The 15889-nt window shown below is 69.7% G+C and carries 21 protein-coding genes and 1 pseudogene; 2 read left to right on the top strand and 20 right to left on the bottom strand.

Features of this window, described 5'->3' with window-relative positions; genetic code table 11:
* Positions 1-5: 5 nt before the first annotated feature.
* The 12 genes and pseudogenes from LJB71_RS11550 to LJB71_RS11495 all read right to left on the bottom strand — a co-directional run bounded on the left by LJB71_RS11550 (position 6) and on the right by LJB71_RS11495 (position 9636).
* Positions 6-758: a hypothetical protein gene (locus LJB71_RS11550; RefSeq protein ID WP_259304293.1), complete on the bottom strand. Its 753-nt coding sequence runs from the start codon at positions 756-758 to the stop codon at positions 6-8.
* Between the two features lie 125 nt (positions 759-883).
* Positions 884-1105, bottom strand: coding sequence for a hypothetical protein (locus LJB71_RS11545; RefSeq protein WP_259304292.1), 222 nt, complete (start codon positions 1103-1105; stop codon positions 884-886).
* A 5-nt stretch (positions 1106-1110) separates the two neighbouring features.
* The gene (locus tag LJB71_RS11540; RefSeq protein WP_259304291.1) at positions 1111-1536 is read right to left on the bottom strand and encodes a hypothetical protein; all 426 of its coding nucleotides are present in this window, start codon (positions 1534-1536) and stop codon (positions 1111-1113) included.
* A complete protein-coding gene (locus LJB71_RS11535) occupies positions 1533-1817 on the bottom strand; it encodes a hypothetical protein (RefSeq protein WP_259304290.1) in 285 nt (94 codons plus the stop codon). The genes LJB71_RS11540 and LJB71_RS11535 overlap by 4 nt, the downstream gene beginning before the upstream one ends.
* Positions 1818-1830: 13 nt before the next feature.
* Positions 1831-2832 (bottom strand): major capsid protein, encoded by a 1002-nt coding sequence (locus LJB71_RS11530; protein WP_259304289.1) that lies wholly within the window; start codon positions 2830-2832, stop codon positions 1831-1833.
* Positions 2833-2900: 68 nt separating this feature from the next.
* Positions 2901-3278: a head decoration protein gene (locus LJB71_RS11525; protein ID WP_259304288.1), complete on the bottom strand. Its 378-nt coding sequence runs from the start codon at positions 3276-3278 to the stop codon at positions 2901-2903.
* Positions 3279-3281: 3 nt separating this feature from the next.
* Positions 3282-4505: a S49 family peptidase gene (locus LJB71_RS11520; RefSeq protein ID WP_259304287.1), complete on the bottom strand. Its 1224-nt coding sequence runs from the start codon at positions 4503-4505 to the stop codon at positions 3282-3284.
* Between the two features lie 4 nt (positions 4506-4509).
* On the bottom strand, positions 4510-6015 hold the full coding sequence (locus tag LJB71_RS11515) for a phage portal protein (protein WP_259304286.1): 1506 nt from the start codon (positions 6013-6015) through the stop codon (positions 4510-4512).
* Positions 6015-6236 carry a hypothetical protein gene (locus LJB71_RS11510; protein WP_259304285.1) on the bottom strand — a complete coding sequence of 74 codons (222 nt, stop codon included), beginning with the start codon at positions 6234-6236 and terminating at the stop codon, positions 6015-6017. The genes LJB71_RS11515 and LJB71_RS11510 overlap by 1 nt, the downstream gene beginning before the upstream one ends.
* Before the next feature lie 404 nt (positions 6237-6640).
* A pseudogene (locus tag LJB71_RS14600) lies at positions 6641-7120 on the bottom strand (hypothetical protein); the annotation flags it as partial.
* A gap of 12 nt (positions 7121-7132) precedes the next feature.
* The gene (locus LJB71_RS11500) at positions 7133-9106 is read right to left on the bottom strand and encodes a phage terminase large subunit family protein (RefSeq protein ID WP_259304283.1); all 1974 of its coding nucleotides are present in this window, start codon (positions 9104-9106) and stop codon (positions 7133-7135) included.
* Positions 9106-9636 carry a hypothetical protein gene (locus LJB71_RS11495; protein ID WP_019562352.1) on the bottom strand — a complete coding sequence of 177 codons (531 nt, stop codon included), beginning with the start codon at positions 9634-9636 and terminating at the stop codon, positions 9106-9108. The genes LJB71_RS11500 and LJB71_RS11495 overlap by 1 nt, the downstream gene beginning before the upstream one ends.
* A gap of 119 nt (positions 9637-9755) precedes the next feature.
* Between LJB71_RS11495 and LJB71_RS11490 the strand changes: the two genes are divergently transcribed.
* Together LJB71_RS11490 and LJB71_RS11485 are read left to right on the top strand one after the other, a co-directional pair.
* Complete coding sequence (locus tag LJB71_RS11490) at positions 9756-10001, top strand: hypothetical protein (protein ID WP_259304282.1); 246 nt, start codon at positions 9756-9758, stop codon at positions 9999-10001.
* Between the two features lie 152 nt (positions 10002-10153).
* On the top strand, positions 10154-10624 hold the full coding sequence (locus LJB71_RS11485) for a DUF3489 domain-containing protein (RefSeq protein WP_259304281.1): 471 nt from the start codon (positions 10154-10156) through the stop codon (positions 10622-10624).
* A gap of 56 nt (positions 10625-10680) precedes the next feature.
* On the opposite strand, the gene LJB71_RS11480 is transcribed toward LJB71_RS11485, so the two are convergent.
* From LJB71_RS11480 to LJB71_RS11445, 8 genes are all read right to left on the bottom strand, one after another.
* Positions 10681-11946, bottom strand: a complete 1266-nt coding sequence (locus LJB71_RS11480) for a site-specific DNA-methyltransferase (RefSeq protein ID WP_259304280.1) — start codon at positions 11944-11946, stop codon at positions 10681-10683.
* On the bottom strand, positions 11943-13259 hold the full coding sequence (locus LJB71_RS11475; RefSeq protein ID WP_259304810.1) for a site-specific DNA-methyltransferase: 1317 nt from the start codon (positions 13257-13259) through the stop codon (positions 11943-11945). The genes LJB71_RS11480 and LJB71_RS11475 overlap by 4 nt, the downstream gene beginning before the upstream one ends.
* A 483-nt stretch (positions 13260-13742) precedes the next feature.
* Entirely contained in the window at positions 13743-14057 is a 315-nt protein-coding gene (locus tag LJB71_RS11470; RefSeq protein WP_259304279.1) for a DNA-binding transcriptional regulator, read from the bottom strand.
* Between the two features lie 29 nt (positions 14058-14086).
* Positions 14087-14380 (bottom strand): type II toxin-antitoxin system RelE/ParE family toxin, encoded by a 294-nt coding sequence (locus tag LJB71_RS11465; RefSeq protein WP_259304278.1) that lies wholly within the window; start codon positions 14378-14380, stop codon positions 14087-14089.
* Entirely contained in the window at positions 14377-14643 is a 267-nt protein-coding gene (locus LJB71_RS11460) for a type II toxin-antitoxin system ParD family antitoxin (protein ID WP_024892269.1), read from the bottom strand. Before LJB71_RS11460 ends, LJB71_RS11465 begins: the two co-directional genes overlap by 4 nt.
* Positions 14644-14661: 18 nt before the next feature.
* Positions 14662-15105: a DUF6362 family protein gene (locus LJB71_RS11455; RefSeq protein ID WP_259304277.1), complete on the bottom strand. Its 444-nt coding sequence runs from the start codon at positions 15103-15105 to the stop codon at positions 14662-14664.
* Positions 15098-15307, bottom strand: a complete 210-nt coding sequence (locus LJB71_RS11450; protein ID WP_123770443.1) for a hypothetical protein — start codon at positions 15305-15307, stop codon at positions 15098-15100. The genes LJB71_RS11455 and LJB71_RS11450 overlap by 8 nt, the downstream gene beginning before the upstream one ends.
* Before the next feature lies 1 nt (position 15308).
* Positions 15309-15785: a hypothetical protein gene (locus LJB71_RS11445; protein WP_259304276.1), complete on the bottom strand. Its 477-nt coding sequence runs from the start codon at positions 15783-15785 to the stop codon at positions 15309-15311.
* Between the last annotated feature and the right edge of the window lie 104 nt (positions 15786-15889).

Genomic DNA, 15889 nt, shown 5'->3' with positions numbered 1-15889 from the left:
CTCCTTCACAGCAGCACCAGGCGGCCGAACTGGCCGAGTTCGCCGTCGGCGGGCTTGGAGAGGTCCGCCAGCACCTGGCCGGAGAGTTCGAACTTCAGCAGTTCGTCGGTGATGATCGACAACTCCTTGGCCGGGTTGATCGCCACGCGATAGAGGTCGATCACCACCTCGCGGTTGGCGTCGGCGGTGTTCAGGCCCTCGAAGCGGATCCAGCGCTCGGGCAGCGGCCGGGTGAACATCGCCGTGCTCTGCGCGGCGCCATAGGCGTAATCGACGGTGAAGGGCTCGACATAGGGGCCGCCGGTCGTGGCGTCGAGGATCAGCACCGAGCCGTGCCGGGCGTGCACCTGGACCTGCGCCGCCGGCAGGGGCTTGGGCGGGCTGTCGGAATCCTGGATCTGCACCGCCGAGACGTTCTGGTGTGCGAGCGGATAGAGGTGGCCCGCGGTCACCGGGTTGGGCAGCGCCTCACCCGTGACCGTGCCCGGTGCTACCGTGGTCGAGTGGCCGTAGAGGGCGAGCGCGAGGTTGCCGCTGCTGAGCTCCTCCAGCGTGCAGGCGAACTCGCCCTTCTTGGTCTTGATGAGCTGCAGGTCGGTGAGGCGCTGGCCGGACTGCGCCTCCTGGTGTTCCAGCGTCTCCACCGACAGCGACACCTTCAGTTCCGGCACGTTGCCGACGAAGGTGAGGCCGGCGGGGTTGCCTGCCGAGTCGCGCGCGCCGATGTAAACGCGTCCCTGTCCAGAAAAGTAAGCCATTGCCGTGCCTCCTCAGCGATCGGCGATGTGTCCGGACAACGCGCCGTGTCGGCGCGTTGCGGCGAAGGCTAATGCCCGCGTAGCGGGCGTTAAGCGAAGCGGCCGAAGCCAGAAGTAAGCCATGGTCAGTCTCCCGTGGGGGTGGGCGTGGACGGGGCCGCGGCGGCGGGACCGTCACGGCGCGAGGGTTTGAGGGATGCGGCCGGCGCCGGGGAGTCCGGCGTGACGAGCCGGGCCGCGCCCTGGGCGATCAGCCAGCGGGCGCTGGCCTCGGGCAGGTCCAGCCGCGCGCCCGCGGGCAGGCGCCGACCGGCGTGGGTGTGGGGTCGGAGCAGTTCGATGGGCATGGGGGTCATCCCGGGGTCGTGAGGTCGGTCAGGGCGGTGCGGTAGCGGATCTCGTAGCGCGCCGGCAGCATCACCGTGCCGGCATCGAGGTCGTCGGCGTCCCAGTCGGCGTCGAGCTCGCGCACCGCGAGCGCCAGGCCGCCCAGGTTCGGGTCCGCGAGCACGGCGGCGTGGGCGGCGACGATCAGCCGGTCGGCCGCGTCGAAGGCGTCCGCGCCGCGCGCGAGCGCGACCAGGCGCACGGTGAGCGCCCGGTCCGCCAGCCGGTTGGCATGCGCGGTGAGGGCGTCGCCCTCGACGAAGACGAGCAACACAGGGCCGGCCTCGCGGGGCAGCGGTGTGGCCGGCTGGCGCAGCACGGGTGCCGGGGCCAGGGCCGCCGTGAGCCGATCGATCAGGAGGCGCAGCAGGCGCTCGCGCACCGAGTTCATGGCAGCCTCGCGAGCCTCGCCCGGCACTCGCGGCCGTCGCCGAACGCCCTTACCTCGCGCACGCGGTAGGGCTCGCCGGCGATGGTGACCATGTCGCCCGGGGCGAGCGCGAGGCGCGAGGCCGCATACTCGATCTCGAAGTCGCGCGAGAGCGCCAGGCCGTCGAGCACCGTCTCGTCCGGCGCACGGAACGCACAGTGCACGGTGGCGGTGCCCACCACGACGGGCGTCAAGAGTCCCGCGCGCTCGGCGGCGTCGTACAGATCCTCCACACGGACCATCGGACAGGCACCCTCAGACGGTGAGCTTCACCAGCACGCCGGGCCGGTGGCACATCGGCAGCGGGTTGCTCTGGGTGTGCAGATCGGTCCCCCGCTCGAACTTGCGCGGCTCTTGCTTCGCGTAGAGCGGCTGGCCCAAGGTGTTCACGGTCTCGTTGAAGTCGGCCGGGGCGAAGTAAGTGGCGAAGGTGTCCACCGTCCCCAGCGGAAAGGCGTGGGCCTCGCCCGCGGCGATGAAGCGGCGCGCGTTGCCGTGGGCGTCGGTGGCCTGGCCGCGGTACTCCTCGAAGGTGATGCCGGCGAAGACGAAGCCCGCGCGCACGTCGTTGATCAGGATCGCGCCCTGTTGCCACTGCGTATAGGCCTCCTTGACCGACTTGTGGCCGGTGAGCGCCCGGAAAAACTCGGGCGAACAGAGGACGTGCACGCCGGTCATGAACTCGCCCTTCAGGTTCTCCTCGATGTGGGCCAGCACCTCGTAGCAGTGGCCCTTGACGTCGCTCGCGGCATTGGCCAGATCGAAGGCGATGGTGGTGGGCCTGAGATCGAACTCGTCGAACAGGTCGTAGATCGTGCTGCCGTCGGCGTCCAGGATCTGGCCCTTGAGCGCCCCCATGCGCAGGTGTTCGAGGGTGATCGCATGCTTGTTGCGCATGGTCTCCAGATGCCGCGCCAGCACGCCCGCGACGGCCTCCATTTCCGTCTCCGAGCCGAAGGCGCGGATGCCCTGGACCTCCTCGGGCAGCACCACGTCGTCGTGCGGGATGTGCGGGATGACGAAGGAGCGCAGCCGGCGCTGGCCGCGCTCGCCCACCGTGCCCGGCGAGCCGGGCGGTCGGGTGGGCAGCAGGTTCAGGCGCCCGGCGTACTCCTCGATGACGACCTGGCGCGTGCGCACGGGCTTGGCCGGAAACAGGTTCAAGGCTTCCAGCCGCCCGTAGCGGTTGGGGATCAGGTTGATGGCGGCGGTCAGGCTCGCCATCGAGAAGCCGGGGGAGTCGAAGGGGTTGAGCATCGGGGTCTCCAGAAACGCAAAACCCGCCGGGTGGCGGGTCGCTCGAGTGGGTCGGGATCGGGTGTCGGTCAGGCGCTGTCGCGCACCACGATGCCTCGCGCTTCGAGCTGGGCGATCGCAGCGAGCTGCTGCGCGGTGGTGATCCCCGCGGGCCAGACCAGTGCGTTTCGCGCGACGATGGCGTGGCGGGCGATCAGGATCGCGTCCTCCCGGTCGATCAGCGTCGCATCCACGGCCAGCGCGAGCACGCCCACGGCGACATCGCTGCCGTCGCCGGCCGCGGGGTCGAGGGCCTTGAGCTTGGCCGTGGCCGTCTCGCGGCCGACCACGGCGCCGAGCGGCAGGTTCTGCCCGGCGGCCACGGTCACCTGCTCGCGCGAGTACAGATTCGGCGCCTCGTACTTCAGCAGGTCGCCGAGGGTGGGGGCTTGGGTGAGCGTGGGCATGGTTCACTCCCGGGTCACGAGTTTCTTCACGGCGGCGACCACGGGCGAGGCGGCCGGATCGGCGCCGGGGGTGGCCCAGTCCTGGGGCGCGTGGGTCGAGCGCACGGCCGACTCCATGCTGTGGGCGGCGCGCGCTTCGATCAGGGCGCGGCGCACCTCGGCTTCGCTTCGGCCTGCGGCGATGAACTCGGCGGCGCGCTCGGGGCAGCCGGCGATCAGGCACAGTTGCGCGATCGCTTGCGCGGACTGCGCCACTTCGCGGCGGGCCTCGGCCACCAGGGTGGCGGCCTCATCCACGCCGAGCGTTTCGGACGGGGTATCGGTCATGGTGGGGGTTCCTCGGAAAACGGTCGCCTTCCCGGTCGGGGCTTGGCGCGGCGGGGAAGACGGACGCCGCGTGGCCGCAAGATGTCGGTCGAACTCGGCGAGCACGGCGGCGAGCGTCGCCACGCCATCGGCCAGCCCCGTCTCCACGGCCTGCGGGCCGAAGAAGAGCGCGGCCTCGGTCGCGCGCACCGCGTCCTCGGGCAGGCCGCGCATCGCCGCCACGTGCGCGACGAAGAGCGCGTGCAGCCGGTCCACCTCGGCCTGCAGCGCCGCGCGGGCGGCATCGTGTAGCGGCTCGTGCGGCGAGTAGTCGTTCTTGCGCTCGCCCGCGGTGATCGCGGTGTAGCGCAAGCCGTCCCGGGCGTCCTTGACCGACTGGTCGACGTGCAGCGCGATCACCCCGATCGAGCCCACGCCGCCGGTCTCGGTGACGTAGAGCCGCTCGGCGGCGCAGCCGATCGCGTAGGCCGCGGAGAAGGCGGCGTCGTTGGCTACGGCCCAGATGGGCTTGAGGCCGGCCGCCTCGCGCACGCGGCGGGCGAGCTCGAAGCAGCCGCCCGTCTCACCCCCGGGTGAGTCGATGTCGAGCACGATGCCGGCGACCGTCGGGTCGCCAAGTGCCGCCTCCAGCCGCGCGCCGATGTCGGCGTAGCTCACCAGCCCCGAGGCCGCTTCCAGCCCCAGGGTGCGCTTGACCAGGGTGCCGTGGACCGGGATCACGGCGATCGACGTCTGTGGATGTGCCGCAGGGTTCGGGCTTCTCGGCAGCGGCGGCGCGAGTGCGACGTCCGGCGCGGCCAGATGCAGGCGCTCGGAGAGCACCGCGAGGATCACGTCGAGCTTGGCGCGCTGGACGAGCAAGGGCGTGCCAAAGAGCCGGGAGGCGAGATGGGGCAGCATCGGTTCAGTCCTGAAGTTCGGTGTCGGGCGCAGGTGTCGGCACCGGCCTCAATGCTTGGTCGTGCCGCGGATCCGAGTCGAACACCAGCCCCAGTTCATCTGCGCGGGCGTTGTCCGCCGCGATCTCGCGGTCGATGTCTTCGGCGTCGTAGCCGTAGGCCGAAATCGCCTCCGAGCGGCTCATCAGCCCGGCGCGGATCGCGAGCTTGAGCGCGTTGAACTCCTTGAGCGGATCGACCCACTGCCAGCCCTGCGGGATCCACTTGGCGGACTGGTACGCGCGCCGGCGGCGGGCGTAGCCGGGGAGAATCAGCGCCCCTTCGAGCACGGCCTGCTCCATCCAGGCGCGCCACACCGGGCGACAGAGCTGGTGCACGATCACCCCGTGCTGGATGGCCTCGCAGCGGCGGCGGAACTCCAGCAGCCCGGCGCGGATGCTGGAGTAGTTCACCTGGGTGAGATCACCGGTGAGCATCTCGTAGGTGATGCCCATGGCGGCGGCCACGGCCCGGAACTGCTGGCGCATGAACTCGCCGTAGCTCGCGCCCACGTCGGCAGGCGCCGAGAACTTGATGTCCTCGCCCGGCTCCAGGATCTGCAAGGTGCCGGGTTCCAGCCCGGCGAGCGCCGCGCCCTGCGCGTCCGGCAGCCCTTCGCCCATCAGGGTGTCCTCGGGGGCGAGCCGCGTGATGAAGCCGGCGAACATCGCCGCGGTCTTCTTGCGCACCAGTTCCGCGTCGTCGTACTGGTCGAGTTCGTGCAGCTTCACCAGCGCCCGCGCGAGCCACGGCTCGCCGCGGATCTGCCCCGGGCGCAGCGGGCGGAACAGGTGGATGACCTCGTCCGCCGGCACGCGCACGGTCTCCATGCCGCCCGTGCCCGACATCGGCGCCAGGCTCCCGTCGCCCGGATGCGCGCGGGTCAGGTGATAGGCCACGCGCCGCCCGAGCCGGTCGAACTCGATGCCGGCGCGGATGACGTGGCCCGAGGGCAGGTCCCGGTTCAGGGTGATCGGCAGGTGCTCGGGCTCCAGCACCTGCAGCTGCAGGCCCACCGGCAGACCGTCCTCGGGGCGGCGCCAGCGCAGGCGCACCAGCGCCTCGCCGCCTTCGAGCATCGCGCGGCAGGCGAGCGCCTGCAGGCCGTAGAAGTCGGTGAGTCCTGCGGCGTCGGCCTCCTCCACCCAGTCCCACCACAGCGCGTGGATGGCCTCGCGCACGGCCGCATCAGTCACCATGCTCTGCGGTTTGATGCCGGTGCCGATGGCGTTGGCGACGAACGCCTCGATGCCCGCCGCGGCCCAGGCGTTGCGCCGGGCGAGATCGCGGCTCTTGGCGCGCAGCTCGCCCTGGGTGTAGGCGAGTGCCGCGACCGCCCCGGGATTGCCGACCTGCCAGGCCACGGCCCTACGGCCGCCGCCCACGCCGTCGTAGGTGGGGCTCGAGCCAAGCAGCCGGCGCTTGAGGGTGCTGAGCCAGCTTGCTGGCGTTCGTGAGGTGCGCCAACCCATCACGTCCCCTTGGTCGTGTGAAGGCGGATCTGCCGCGGTGCGCCGGGCCACAGCCCCGTGGCCACGGCCTGCTCGAAGAGGTCGCGTTTCACCTGGCGAATAGCAGCTTGCAGTTCCTCCACGCTGCGGTACTCGACCGTCTTGTCGCCGAAGCTCACGCGCTTCTCGCCCTTGGCGAGTGCGGCTTGCAGGGCCTCGAGGTCGGATTGGGTGTAGGCCATCAGCGGTAGACCACGAGGTTGATCTCGGCGGAGTCGGCGAAGGACGCGGCGGTGGTCGCGCAGCCCACATCGACGTGCGTCGGCGTCTTCTCGTCGGCGGTCGCGCGCACGATCAGCAGCCGCTGCGTGCCCGTGTTGGTGTTGCTGCGTGCGACGCCCACCCAGCAGTAGTTCGCGTCCGGCAGCGGGCTGGCGAAGCTCACGCGGTAGCGCCCTGGGGCGAGCCGCGTGACCGAGGCGACGTTGTGCGCAGCGCGCACGACGACCTGGTTGCCGACATAGCCGAAACACACCCAGGCGCGCGCCAGACCCGGGTGGTCGGCGCCGACCTTGACCTTGACCTCCCGCCCGATGCGGCTGGCCAAGGCGGCGATGCGCGCAGCCAGACTCATCAGAGCAGCGCCCCCTTCGAAGATCGCGACGAAGTCGGTGTCGGTGTCGCCCACGTCGGCCGCGGCCACGGCGCCGATGTTGCTGCGCGCCTGGGATTGCTCGGCGGCCGTCAGGGTCTGCGCCGCGTCGAAGCGCACGCGGTGGTTGACCGCGGCAAGCAGCGCGTCCAGACCGCTGGTGCCGTCTTGCAGCAGCTGCTGGATCTCCAGCAGCGTGTCGTAGGCGGCATCGGCCCCGCCCAGGATCTCGGCCTTGAGGGTGTCGAGCAGCGTGACGATCTTGTGCGAGGAGTAGGTGCTGCTCGTGGCGACCTGGGCGTCGTCGATCGCTCCCGAGGCCACCACCGCGGCCTTCAGCTCGTTGATGGCCGCCACCAGGCTCGACTTGTCGGTGGTGGTGAGGTGGGCGAGGTTCCCGGCCTTCGCGCGGACGTCGTTGAACTCCTGCGCGACGCGGATGACCAGGCTCTCGATGCGGGTGGTCAGTGACATAGCGTCTCCTCGTCAGGACAGCCAGCGGCTCTTGATCACGCGCCGGCCGGTGTTGCGGTTGCCAGAAACACCCAGGCCACCTCGATGGGTGGCCTCGGTGATCGATTCAGTAGGTGTTTCAAGGGCTGGCGGACTGGCCAGCCCCAGTTGCCGCTCCAGTTCGCGCCAGTGGCGTTCCTCGAAGCGGTCGAGCCCTGCGGCCGCAGCAGCAGCACGGGCATACACGTAGCAGTCCAGCGCCTCGTTGCGCTCGCGCATCTTCTGCCACTCGCGCACCGCAAAGCCGTGGCGATCACGCCGGGTGACGAGCTGCTCGGCGCACAGTTGCTGGATGAACTCGGCGTCGATCTTGGGCAGGTGGACGAATCCGGCCGGGTAGGTCACCGTCACGCCGTCGTCGGCCACCTCCGCGCTCTGGCGCAGGTGGTTGTAGAACTCGAGTTTGGCGAGCCCCACCGCGACCGCATACACCTTGATGCCCCGGCGCAGCTTCTTGCCCGCCTGCGAGACATCGACCGCCGTCGGTGTGCCGATCAGGGCTGCGCCCCCCATCGAACCCGTCCGCACGCCCTTGACCGCCATCACCCGCGCGTCGCGGCAGGCGCGCACGAAGGCGTAGGCCTCCTGTGTCGCAAAGCCGGTGTCCAGCGCCAAGCGGGCCAGCGGCATGGCCGCGCCCGAGGCATGGGTCCAGGTCTCGGCGAGCATCCCGCCCAGCGCCTTCCACACCGCATCCCGTGCGGTGTCGCCCATCAGCACCCGGTGCTCGATGAGCCAGGCCTCCTTGCCACGCCCGAAGGCCCAGACCGAGACCTCGATGCGGTCCTTCTGCACGTCGGCGCCGGCAGTGAGCAAGAGCCCGCCGGCGGGAATGGTGCCGATGGCATAGTCCTCGCGGCGCTCCAGCAGGCGTTGCCAGTCGGGCGCTTCGCCCTCCTCGACCCAGGTCTCGCCGAGCTCGGTGTTCTTGAAAGTCTTGATGGCAGCGGCCGATCCCGACTCTTTACTGACGGCGGCTTCCCACGCGGCGGCGATCTCGCGCCAGGCGCGCCAGCCCAGCGGGCTGTACAGCGACGACAGATGAAACCCCGCCGTCTTGCCCGAGCCTTCCGCCGTCGCGCGCCACTCGCCGTGCTCCAGCATCCAGGTCTTGTGGTGCTCGGCGATCGCCGTCTCGCATGATTCGCAGACGTACGCCGCCGTCTCGGGCCGGCCCTTCTCCCAACGCAGTTGCTCGAAGCGCAGCCACTGCCGGTGCGAGCAATGCGGGCAGGGCACGAAGTAGCGGCGCTGGTCGCTGGCCTCGTACTCACGCTCGATGGCCGAGGCGCCCGCGATCGTCGGCGTCGAGACGATGAAGATCTTGCGCCGCGCAAAGGTGCGCGTGCGCGCCTCAGCGAGCGAGATCGCATCGCCCTCCCCCTCGACATCGAGCGGGTAGGCGTCCACCTCGTCGAGAAAGAGATAGCGCACCGGCATCGAGCGCAGGCCCACCGCGCTGTTCGCGCCGGTCATCACCAGCACGCCGCCACGAAACTCCTTGGCGAGGATGGTGTTGCCCGAGTCGCGGCTTCTCGCCGGGGCGATGAGTTCGCAGAGCACCGGCGACTCCTCGATCAGCGGGTCGATGCGCTGCTTGGAGTTGCGCTTGGCCATCTCCACGGTGGGCCACACCGCCATCATCGGCCCGGGGGCGTGGTGGATCACGTAGCCGATCCAGTTCGAGCCGGTCTCGGTCGCGCCCACCTGCGCGCCCTTCATGAACACCACGCGCTCGACGGGCGAGGTCGGCGACAGGCAGTCCATGATCGCCTTCAGATACGGCGTGCGGCTGGTGCGCCAGCGCCCCGGCTCGCTCGAGGCCTTGCTCGACAGCACCCGGTGACGGTCGGCCCATTCGGAGACGGTGAGCAGCGGGTCCGGCGTGAGGCCCTCGCGCCAAGCGCGCTCGATGACGTCCCAGCCCTCATAGGCGAACTCGTCCATCAATCGACCCGAACCTTGAGTTCCCCGAGCTCGGCGAGGTGCTCGCGCACGGCGGCATCCAGGGCCACGTGCAGGGTGTGAGCCTCCACGCCGAGCCGGGCCGCCATCTGCGCCGAGATCCGCGCCGGCCAGTTGAGCCAGGCGTCGCGTTCGGTGCGGGCGAGCTTGAACACATGCGCGATGGCCTGGTGGCGATCGACCAGTTCGCCCTTGAGGCGGGCCAGCCGCACCTTGTTGGTCTGCGCCTTGACCACCTCGTTGACCGTGCGCGCCTGCACGAGCGTGGTGCCGCCTGCGGGCAGGCCGGTGGCGAGGTTGGGGGCCGGATCCTCCGCCACACGCACCTTCACGGTCCGGGAGCCCGTTCCCGCCTTCGGCGGCTCGGAGTTCCGGGTCCAGTCGCGGTCGGCCCGGTCTGGGTCGATGGTGCCGTCCGCCTCGGGCGTGATGCGCCCGGTGCGGATGGCCTTGTGCACGGCGGTGTCCGATACCCCACGGTGGCGGGCGTAGGCGCGAATCGAGATGCCCATGGCCCTCTTCGATCAAGTCATCGTCAGTTCTTGGCCAACACCCGCAGAAAACGCTTGGCTTCACGGGCGAACAGCGCGTTCATCACCTCACCCGATCACCACGCACCAAGGAGCAGACCATGACCCTGCGCATCCGCCAACCCCAGGTCACCGACACCAACGGCAACGCCCTCGGCACCCGCCTGATCCGCGTCGAGTTCGACGAGCAAGGCCCAGCGACCGTGATGCACGACGGCCAGCGTTACGACTTCACCGGCAAGACCGGCACCCACCTCAAAACCGGCTTGGCGGTGCGCGAGATGGCCACCGCGCGCGATGCGCGCCTGTGGATCAGCCTCGATGGCGAGCACCTGTGGGAAGACTGACTCGCGCCGATCCATCCCTATCCAGGAGCAGACCATGAGCACCATCACCCTGACCCCCGCCCAGCACGCGATCCTGGCCCATGCGGCTCGAGCACACCGACGGCCGAATCGACTGGTTCCCCGAGCACATCCAAGGCGGTGCCCGCCGCAAGGTGCTCGACGGCCTGGCCAACCGCGCCCTGATCGCCCGCCAGGGCGAGGTCTGGGTCGTTGCCGACGCAGGCTACGAGGCCTTGGGCGTGCCGCGCCCGGGTGCCCGCACCGCCCCGCGCCAGTCCTTCGTTGCGAAACTCGATGCGGTGATCGCCCGGGCCGAGCAGGCGCAGACGGCGCGCGACGAGGCCGACCTGGAGGCGGCGGTGAACGCCGCCGAAGCGGCCTGGGCGCAGGATGCGCATCGCAGCGCCGAGCCCCGCCGCCCCCGCGCCCACAGCAAGCAGGCGCAGGTGATCGCGATGCTGCAGCGTCCCGAAGGCGCCACCCTCCGCCAGATCATGGACAGCACCGGCTGGCAGGCGCACACGGTGCGCGGCACCTTGGCCGGGGCGCTGAAAAAGAAACTGGGCCTGACGATCGTCTCCGAGAAATCCCCGGGCGGCGAGCGCGTCTACCGGCTTGCCTGAGTCGCGATGGGGCAGCACATCCCGCGCGGGCTGCCCAATCTGACCGGGTTCGTGATTCACTGCGCGATCGCCGACGAGTCGCTCGCCGCCTGATCGAAGGCCAGGCCATCCGCCTCGCGGGTGGCTTGCTGGCCCGTCCAGTCCTGCCAGCGCCGCACGATCACGTCCGCATACTTCGGGTCGAGCTCGATCAGCCGCGCCACGCGCCCGGCCTTCTCGGCGGCGATCAAGGTCGTGCCCGAGCCGCCGAAGGGGTCGAGCACCACGTCGCCGGGGCGGCTGGAGTTGCGGATGGCCCGCTCGACCAGATCCACCGGCTTCATGGTCGGGTGCAGATCGTTCTTCGCTGGCTTCTTGATCTGCCAGACGTCGCCCTGGTCGCGGTCGCCGCACCAGTGGCGCGTCGCGCCTTCGGGCCAGCCGTAGAGGATCGGCTCGTACTGGCGCTGGTAGTCCGAGCGGCCCAGCGTGAAGGTGTTCTTGGCCCAGATGATGAAGGTCGACCAGTGCCCGCCGGCGGCGCGGAAGGCCGCCTGCAGGGTGTCGAGCTCACTCGACGACATCGCCACGTAGATCGCGCCTCGGGTGTGCGCCATGATCAGCGCCAGCGCATCAAAGAGGAAATCGTAGAAGCCTTCGCCCAGCGCATCGTTGAGGATGGGGCGGTGTTTGCCGCGCAGCTTGTCCTTCGCGCTGTTGGCGTAGTTCACGTTGTAGGGCGGATCGGTGAAGACCATATCCGCCCGCTCGCCGTCCGGAAACAGGCGCGCATAGGACTCGGCGGTGGTCGCGTCCCCGCAGACCAGGCGGTGCGGCCCGAGCCGCCAGACGTCGCCCGGCCGAGACACCGGCTCTTCCGGCATCTCCGGGATGGCATCGTCCTCCGTCCGGCCCTCGATCTGTGGTTCCTCATCGGCCAGCAGTTCTGCCAGTGCATCGGCGTCGAATCCGGTGAGATCGAGATCGAAGCCATCGTCCTGCAGCGCCTCCAGTTCGATGCGCAGCAGGGCATCGTCCCAGGTCGCGAGTTCCGCGAGCCGGTTGTCCGCGAGCACCAGGGCGCGGCGCTGGGTCGGCGTGAGGTGATCGAGCACCACCACCGGCACGGTGGCCAGACCCAGCTTACGCGCCGCGGCAAGCCGCCCATGGCCCGCGACCAGCACACCGTCGGCGCCGGTGAGAATGGGATTGACGAAGCCGAACTCCGCGATGGAGGCCGCGATCTGGGCGATCTGCTCGTCCGAGTGCTGGCGGGCATTGCGCACGTAGGGCAGCAGCTTGTCGATCGGCCAGTGCTCGATGCGATCGGCCAGCCAGCTCATGCAGTGACCTCCGCCGTCTCGCCCAAGCGCTCGGCCGAGACCTCGGCGAAGGTCCGGCCGCTGCCCTCCAGCACAGGCACCGTGCCCGGGTGGTGCTGCAGCCAGCGGCGCAGCGCGACGTCCACGTACTCTGGAGCGAGTTCGATGGCGCGTACCGGGCGGCCGGTGAGTTGGCCGGCCAGCAGCGTGGTGCCGGAGCCCGCGAACGGCTCGAAGACGATCTCGCCCGCGTCGGTGTAGGCCTCGATGAAGAACTTCGGCAGGCCCAGCGGGAACACCGCCGGATGATCGATGCCTTCACCGATGCGGCCGCGCTGGCGCGTCACCTCGACGACCGAGTCTGGGATGCGGAACGCCTGCGTGGGCTGTCCGGCATGGTTCCAGGCGCCGACCTTGCCGTCCTTGCCGCGCATCGCGGTGGACGATCCGTCGGTGCGCAGGTGCGTCTCGTGCCCGGCCCACTTGCAGGGCACGATCTTGTTCGGCTTGCGCGAGCGTCGGTTGAAGTGGAAGACGAACTCGTGCCGGGGCGCCAGCCGCCCGGCCCAGTCGCCGGGCACGGTCACCGACTGGTCCCAGACGTACCAGCCAAAGCGCCGAAAGCCCTGCGTGCGCATCCATGCGATCCAGCCGTCCCAGTACGGCTGCCACTCGTTGTCGCGATGCACGAGCCCGAGGTTGACCAGGAGTTGCGCGTCCTCGCGCAGTGCCGCGCGGGCAGCGCCGAACACGCCCTGCATCAACGCGTCCCAGTCCGCGATGCCGCCGGTGGTGTAGTCGCGCTGGTTGGCATACGGTGGGCTGGTGAAGAGCAGGTGCGCCCGCTCGCCCTCGAGGAGGCGCGCGACGGCGGCCGCGTCGCTGCTGTCGGCGCAGAGCAGCCGGTGTTCGCCCAGCAGCCACAAGTCGCCGGGCCGCGTGACCGCAACCGTGGGCGGCGTGACGTCGTCCTCGTCCGCGTCGCCTTCCGGCGCACGCTCGTCCTCATCGGCGGACGGTTCCGTCTCCTCGATGGCGTCGAGCAGGCCTTCGATCTCGGAGGCCGAGAAGCCGGTCAGGTCCAGATCGAAGCCGGCGTCGGCCAGTTCGGCGAACTCCAGCGCCAACATCGCATCGTCCCAGCCGGCCTCCAGCGCCAGCCGGTTGTCGGCCAGCACCAGCGCACGCTTCTGCGCCGGGGTCAGGTGCGCCAGTTCGATGACCGGCACCTTCTCGAGCCCGAGCTTGCGCGCCGCCGCCAGACGCCCGTGGCCGGCGATGATGCCGTTCTCGCCATCCACCAGGATCGGATTGGTCCAGCCGAACTCGACGATGGATGCGGCGATCTTGGCGATCTGCGCCTCGGAATGCGTGCGGCTGTTGCGGGCGTAGGGGGATCAGCGTCTCGACCTTGCGGTACGTGACGGCGAGCGTGTCCAGAATCGGTGCCTCGGAAACGAAGAAGCCCGCCGACGGCGGACCGTGGGCGGGCTGGGGGTGTCGGGGAGAAGGTCTCGGGCTGGAGGGCTGCAAACCGCAAACCCTGCAAACCTCGGTTTGCATCCTGACGGTGGCGAAGCGCCGCGCTCGCGCCCCCCGCATGGCTCGGTGCCCAGGAAGGACCCGTGGATGGCTGGGCGGCTTCCTCGACCGACGCCGCTGTCCAGAAGTTAGCCGAAATGCTACCCCCGGACCGGCGGATCTGTTGCAGTGGCCAACGTCGCATTTCGCCGCAGACGCATCCGGATGCACGACCCCACCCGCCAAATCACGCCAAAACACGCAGGCGTGGTGGCATGCGCTCGTGCCCCGCGACTTCAGAGCACGGCCTCCAGCCCCTTGCGTTCGATGAGGTCGAGCAGCTTCTGCGAGGGACCGCTGGGCTTCTTGTCGCCCACTTCCCACTTGCGCACGGTCGAGACGCTGGTGTTGAGGACCGAGGCCAGCACGGCCTGACTCAAGTGCAGGCGTTCGCGCAGGGCGCGCACTTTCTCAGCGTCGTATTCATGCACCGGCTCCAGGCACAGCGCGTCGTACTTGCGCATCTTGCGCTTGTCGATGAAGCCTAGGCGATGCAGGTCGCGCGCCGTCTCGTGGACGGCCTCGAGGATCCGGTCGGGGCGATTCTTCATGGCCATCCAAGACGCCCACTTGACCGGTGCTAGCCACCGAACTGGGCGCCGATATCGCGCGCGCCGTGCAAGACGCGCACGATGCTCACTTCATCGTCGTACGCGCAGAAGAAGATCACGTAGTTGCCGTGGGCGCAGGATCGAATGCCTTCGCCGAGCTCGGGGCGAAGCCGGTACGCCTGGGGTGCCGCGGCGATCTTCCTGCATTGCACGCGAAGTTCTGCCATGAAGCTGACGGCCCGGCTCGGATTGTCCTGGGCGATGTAGTCGCCGATTTCCTCGATGTCGCTTGCGGCCAGCGGGGTGATGACGAGCCGGTTCATGTCGTCCGGCGCTTCGCCTGACCCCGATACTTCGCCTCCAGACGATCAAAGACCTCTTCGGCCGGCTGCCCCGGACCACTGGATCGACCGGCCGTGATGGCCGCGCGCAGCTCTTCCAGCTGCAGGGCGTGACGCTGGGCTTGCTCTTCCAGCAAACGCAGGCCTGCGCGAACGACCTCGCTGGCGTTGTTGTAGCGACCGGAGGCGACTTGCTCCTTGATGAACGCCTCGAAATGGGGGCTGAGGGCGACACTCGTCGGCATGGGCTTGCATCCTAACAGTTAATAACTGTTATTGGATTCCTGCAACCCCGTCTTGTCAAGCGAACGGCTGGGCAGGCGGTCCGCTTCTCGGTTGCCGTTGAGCGCGTCCGCCACGATCGAGAGCGCCCGCTGCCACCGCCGCCACGCCGTGCTCCGATCGCAGCCGAAGCGGGCGCAGATGTCGCGCCAGCGGTGGCGCTCGGCACGCATCCACACGAGATGCCGTTCCTCTTCCTCCAGCCACAAGACCCAGCGCATGGTCTCGAGCATGCGCTCGATGGCCTCGGGGCTGGGCGGGAAGCGCCGGATCGTCGGCTCAGCCCCCAGCGTCTCCCAGGGCATGCGCCGGATCGCGGGCCAGGTGTTGAAGTAGCCCTGCACGCGCACGGGCGGCAGGCGGTGGGCGGTGATGGCCGCCTCCCGGAAGCGCTCGGCCACACGCTCGACGGTCCACTCAGCCATGGCGCGCCTCCCGTGCACCGTAGAGCCGCTCGCCGATTCGGCGGATCAGCTCGCGTTCCATCCAGTCGAGCCGGTCGTCCTCGAGGGAGACGACGAGCAGGCGTTGCTCGCGCCAGCCGCGGCGCTTGACGGCCTCCACGTCCATCGGCTCGGGCTGCAGGCGCCCCAGCGGGCAGCGGTAGCGAGGGGTCGGAACAATCATCTCAGTCCTCCTGCGCCGCGTCGTGCTGCTGGATGGCCCAGTGCAACAGCGCCAGGGCGTCGGCTTCGTTGTCGTCGGTGGGCAGGTAGCCGCGCGCACGCACGGCCGCCATCACCGCGTCCTTGCGGGCGTTGCCTTTGCCGGTGGCGTGCTTCTTGATCGTGCCCACCGGCACGCCCTGGTAGGGGATGCCGTGGTGCTCGCACCAGGCCGTGAGCGTGGCCAGGAACCCGCCGTAGGCGTGCGCGGCATCGGTGGAGGCGTGGCGGCGCACTTCCTCGAAGACCAGCGCGTCGATCCCGTCGGCATGCATCTTCAGTTCGGCAAGCCACGTCTTGAAGCGCAGGAAACGCATGCCGCCGCCTTCGAAGCGCTGCGGCTTGAAGGATTGGCTGCCGCTGGTGATGCGGCCGGTGCGGTCGCGCAGCGCCCAGCCGGTGGTGGTGCCCAGGTCGAGGGCCAGGATCGTGGTGTGCATGGTGTCAGTCCTCGTTCGGTGGGGACTGACGCATCCGACGCACGATATCGATAGTTCCCGTGAGGCGCGCGCACGCGCGCGCGCGTAGAGACTTACGATGGACA

It is taken from the genome of Thermomonas sp. S9 (assembly GCF_024704365.1).
Lineage (GTDB): Bacteria > Pseudomonadota > Gammaproteobacteria > Xanthomonadales > Xanthomonadaceae > Thermomonas.
This window is presented reverse-complemented; position numbering and strand designations above follow the sequence as displayed.

What these genes read in the sequence shown, in the direction of transcription:
- LJB71_RS11495 (WP_019562352.1), bottom strand. Translation starts at nt 9,636, where the DNA reads ATGGGCATCTCGATTCGCGCCTACGCCCGCCACCGTGGGGTATCGGAC.
- LJB71_RS11510 (WP_259304285.1), bottom strand. Translation starts at nt 6,236, where the DNA reads ATGGCCTACACCCAATCCGACCTCGAGGCCCTGCAAGCCGCACTCGCC.
- LJB71_RS11455 (WP_259304277.1), bottom strand. Translation starts at nt 15,105, where the DNA reads ATGGCTGAGTGGACCGTCGAGCGTGTGGCCGAGCGCTTCCGGGAGGCG.
- LJB71_RS11460 (WP_024892269.1), bottom strand. Translation starts at nt 14,643, where the DNA reads ATGCCGACGAGTGTCGCCCTCAGCCCCCATTTCGAGGCGTTCATCAAG.
- LJB71_RS11520 (WP_259304287.1), bottom strand. Translation starts at nt 4,505, where the DNA reads ATGCTGCCCCATCTCGCCTCCCGGCTCTTTGGCACGCCCTTGCTCGTC.
- LJB71_RS11445 (WP_259304276.1), bottom strand. Translation starts at nt 15,785, where the DNA reads ATGCACACCACGATCCTGGCCCTCGACCTGGGCACCACCACCGGCTGG.
- LJB71_RS11470 (WP_259304279.1), bottom strand. Translation starts at nt 14,057, where the DNA reads ATGAAGAATCGCCCCGACCGGATCCTCGAGGCCGTCCACGAGACGGCG.
- LJB71_RS11450 (WP_123770443.1), bottom strand. Translation starts at nt 15,307, where the DNA reads ATGATTGTTCCGACCCCTCGCTACCGCTGCCCGCTGGGGCGCCTGCAG.
- LJB71_RS11545 (WP_259304292.1), bottom strand. Translation starts at nt 1,105, where the DNA reads ATGCCCATCGAACTGCTCCGACCCCACACCCACGCCGGTCGGCGCCTG.
- LJB71_RS11465 (WP_259304278.1), bottom strand. Translation starts at nt 14,380, where the DNA reads ATGAACCGGCTCGTCATCACCCCGCTGGCCGCAAGCGACATCGAGGAA.
- LJB71_RS11540 (WP_259304291.1), bottom strand. Translation starts at nt 1,536, where the DNA reads ATGAACTCGGTGCGCGAGCGCCTGCTGCGCCTCCTGATCGATCGGCTC.
- LJB71_RS11550 (WP_259304293.1), bottom strand. Translation starts at nt 758, where the DNA reads ATGGCTTACTTTTCTGGACAGGGACGCGTTTACATCGGCGCGCGCGAC.
- LJB71_RS11530 (WP_259304289.1), bottom strand. Translation starts at nt 2,832, where the DNA reads ATGCTCAACCCCTTCGACTCCCCCGGCTTCTCGATGGCGAGCCTGACC.
- LJB71_RS11480 (WP_259304280.1), bottom strand. Translation starts at nt 11,946, where the DNA reads ATGAGCTGGCTGGCCGATCGCATCGAGCACTGGCCGATCGACAAGCTG.
- LJB71_RS11500 (WP_259304283.1), bottom strand. Translation starts at nt 9,106, where the DNA reads ATGGACGAGTTCGCCTATGAGGGCTGGGACGTCATCGAGCGCGCTTGG.
- LJB71_RS11515 (WP_259304286.1), bottom strand. Translation starts at nt 6,015, where the DNA reads ATGGGTTGGCGCACCTCACGAACGCCAGCAAGCTGGCTCAGCACCCTC.
- LJB71_RS11525 (WP_259304288.1), bottom strand. Translation starts at nt 3,278, where the DNA reads ATGCCCACGCTCACCCAAGCCCCCACCCTCGGCGACCTGCTGAAGTAC.
- LJB71_RS11490 (WP_259304282.1), top strand. Translation starts at nt 9,756, where the DNA reads ATGACCCTGCGCATCCGCCAACCCCAGGTCACCGACACCAACGGCAAC.
- LJB71_RS11535 (WP_259304290.1), bottom strand. Translation starts at nt 1,817, where the DNA reads ATGGTCCGTGTGGAGGATCTGTACGACGCCGCCGAGCGCGCGGGACTC.